General features: G+C 44.5%; 3 protein-coding genes. 2 read left to right on the top strand and 1 reads right to left on the bottom strand.

What is annotated here, in order from left to right; translation table 11 throughout:
* Window positions 1-124: 124 nt before the first annotated feature.
* A complete protein-coding gene (locus tag RMO84_RS14645) occupies window positions 125-595 on the bottom strand; it encodes a tetratricopeptide repeat protein (RefSeq protein WP_310489182.1) in 471 nt (156 codons plus the stop codon).
* Window positions 596-794: 199 nt separating this feature from the next.
* Between RMO84_RS14645 and RMO84_RS14650 the strand changes: the two genes are divergently transcribed.
* Both RMO84_RS14650 and RMO84_RS14655 read left to right on the top strand, forming a co-directional pair.
* Window positions 795-1745 carry a M48 family metallopeptidase gene (locus tag RMO84_RS14650; RefSeq protein ID WP_310489183.1) on the top strand — a complete coding sequence of 317 codons (951 nt, stop codon included), beginning with the start codon at window positions 795-797 and terminating at the stop codon, window positions 1743-1745.
* 95 nt (window positions 1746-1840) lie between these two features.
* Window positions 1841-2956 carry a fatty acid desaturase family protein gene (locus RMO84_RS14655; RefSeq protein ID WP_396135867.1) on the top strand — a complete coding sequence of 372 codons (1116 nt, stop codon included), beginning with the start codon at window positions 1841-1843 and terminating at the stop codon, window positions 2954-2956.
* Window positions 2957-3035: the final 79 nt, after the last annotated feature.

A 3035-nucleotide genomic window follows, 5' to 3' on the forward strand; every position in this document is an offset into this window, starting at 1 on the left:
ATTTTAGGTGTCCTCAAGTCTGAACGCACCAGACATCGAGAGCGAGATGCTCTTTCTACTCTGATTTGGGGTGAGTCATAATGTTTAAGTTGACACCACTGCCCTCGTGGGTACCCTCCCCTCGCTAGCTCAACCTTGCCGTACATTCGAGAATCAACCGTTGATTTTCGATCGCGTGCGGCTGGATATCGAGTGCGGCTCGAAATGCCCGAATCGCGGCGGCATAGTTGCCTAACGCCGCATGACACAAGCCCAAACCATGCAACGCGCCAAAATGAACTGGATTGAGATCTAGTGTCATCTCGCAATCAGCGATCGCCAGATCGTAGTCTTGAGTCATAAATTTGAGGACGGCACGCCGATTCCAGGCTTCGGCAAAATCTGGCAACGCATCGACTAGATCGTCTAAAATCGATGTAGCAGCGGCCACGTTACCTTCTGATAACAACTTCTCGCTCTCCTCGATCTGGGAGAGGGGAATCTTACCTTTTTGCCAAAACCAAATACTCCAGAGTTGCCGCGTAGCGCGTTCGCGAATATTTGGATCGCTATTTTTCAAATCCAATAGTAACTTATCAACTAAATTTTGATTCATAGCAGCGATCGGCGACTCATTCGAGTATTAGCACGGAGATCGGATCGATTGAAGACATTAAAAAAGCTGCACTGGTGTTGTCAATTCAGACAAAACGTTGCCAATTAGTATCGTTCGATCTGCTATTAGTATAATAGAGATAAGTACTGCAATACAACATCTTCCTCTGAGCAATTTCCAACCCTAACTTAGCATCCATATGGCTACTTATCCAGGTATTTCGAGCGAAGCTTTCAAACATCCACTCGATCTGCAAGCAGAACAAGCTCTGCGCAGCGTGCCCGGTTTTAATCTGGTAGCGAGTAAATTCATCGAATTTATTTACGAGCGTCCCCAGTTAGTCTATCTTATGGGCAATAGTATTCAGGCTGGCCCCAGACAATATGCGACTATTTATGGGATGTTTCGCGAATGCGCGCGCGATTTGGATATTTATCCCGAACCGCTGTTATTTGTCAGTCAAAATCCTCAAGTCAATAGTTATGCGATGGGACAAGAAAATCCCTATATTGTCATTAATACTGGTTTGCTAGATTTACTCGAACTAGATGAAATTAAGACCGTCTTAGCTCACGAACTCGGACATATTAAATGCGGCCACACGGTCTTGACTCAAATGGCGATGTGGGTGATGAATGCTGCTTCAGCGATCGGTGAAATGACATTCGGACTGGGCAATATCCTAAGCAATGGTTTGATTGTGGCTTTTTATGAATGGCGGCGCAAGGCAGAATTATCATCCGATCGCGCGGCATTATTGGTGATGGAAAATCCGCGCACCGTGATGACGACGATGATGAAAATTTCTGGCGGCAGCAAGCAATTTATCGATGAATGCAGTCTCGAAGAATTTATCAAGCAGTCGGAAAAATATCGCAACTTAGATGAGGATGGCTTGAATCAAATCTATAAAGCATTGATGTATGTCGGTGTCAATGGAATGCTCAGTCATCCATTCCCCGTCGAACGCATTCACTATCTGCAAGAATGGACGAACTCGATCGACTATCAAGAGATTCGGCGCGGTAACTATCAACGCGTCGCTGTCGATACTGTCAGTAGCGAGCAGACGAGTGAAGCCGAACGCTTGCAGCGAGAGATCGATAAACTACAACAAGAGATCGACAGACAGCGAGATCGCGATCGGTAGTTAAGTTAGAATATAGCTTGAATTGTCTATTGCTGTTACTGTCAATTATTAATCTGACGAACTGCTATACCGAAACAACTTATTGTCAGAAATTAATGATCTCTCAAGCTGAATATCTCAAAGTACTGCGCCCACTCCTCCCCGAATTAGCTTTTAAACCAAATTCCCAGAAATTATTTATTCTCGCCATCAATCTCCTAATTTTAGTGCTTGGTTGGACGATCGCTCGCGACTTAGATCGGTGGTCGATCGAGTGGTTATGGCTCTATCTGCCCTTAAGTCTAGTAATGGGCAATAGTATTATTATCTGTTTATTTGCCGCCCACGATGCGATGCACGGCAGTACCATCAAACAGCCAATGTCGCGATACTTAGTCAGTTTTTTGGCTTTGGCACTATTGTGGATGCCCCCGACGCTGTGGAAATCCGTTCACAATCACAAACATCATACCGAAACTAATGCGATCGGCGATCCCGATCGGATGTATTTAGTCGGTCAAAATGATACTTGGGGTAAGTGGATTCAAAATCTGTTCGTCCCATCTTCTGGTGTCAATTGGGCTTTTTTAGCTTTAGGAATGGCAACATCATGGGTTGTGCATACGTTTCGCCATATTACTTCAATTTTAATCTTCAATCGCGATGATGTCGATTACGTGCCAGCTCCAGTCGTCGTCAGTCCGCGCAAACGCCAAGCGATCGCGATCGAATTAGTAGCAATTGGTGTAGTTCATCTGAGTATTTTAGCATTCCTTAAATTTAATCCGCTGGCGATTGGATTAGGCTATATATTGCCGTTGGGGATTGGCTATGCGGGGGTAATGTTTTATATTTATACCAATCATTTCCTCTGTCCGATGACAGATGTTAACGATCCGCTAGTAAATAGTGTTTCGTTAAAAATGCCCAAGATTTTTGACTTGTTGCATTTTAATTTTTCCTATCATACCGAGCATCACTTATTTCCTAGTATCAATTCTGATTACTATCCCGTAGTCCAGGAATTATTGCAGACTCACTATCCCGAATCTTATAATCTCATCCCAGTAGTAGAAGCATGGCAATTATTGATGCAGACACCGCGACATTACCGCGATGAAATTACACTGACAGATAGTCTCGATCGCGAGTCGGTAATTTGTCCGTGCGCCGTAATTTGCCCAGAGACTAAAGTCTTCGCTAATGATGCAAAGTCCGCCTTCGCGGACTAGATTGTCAGATAATGTTGTAGGGTGTGTTATCGCGAAGCGTAACGCACCAAAAATAATGGCTGCGGTGCGTTACGCTTCG

Origin of the sequence: Chamaesiphon sp. VAR_69_metabat_338, from assembly GCF_031423935.1 — a bacterium.
Classification (GTDB): domain Bacteria; phylum Cyanobacteriota; class Cyanobacteriia; order Cyanobacteriales; family Chamaesiphonaceae; genus Chamaesiphon.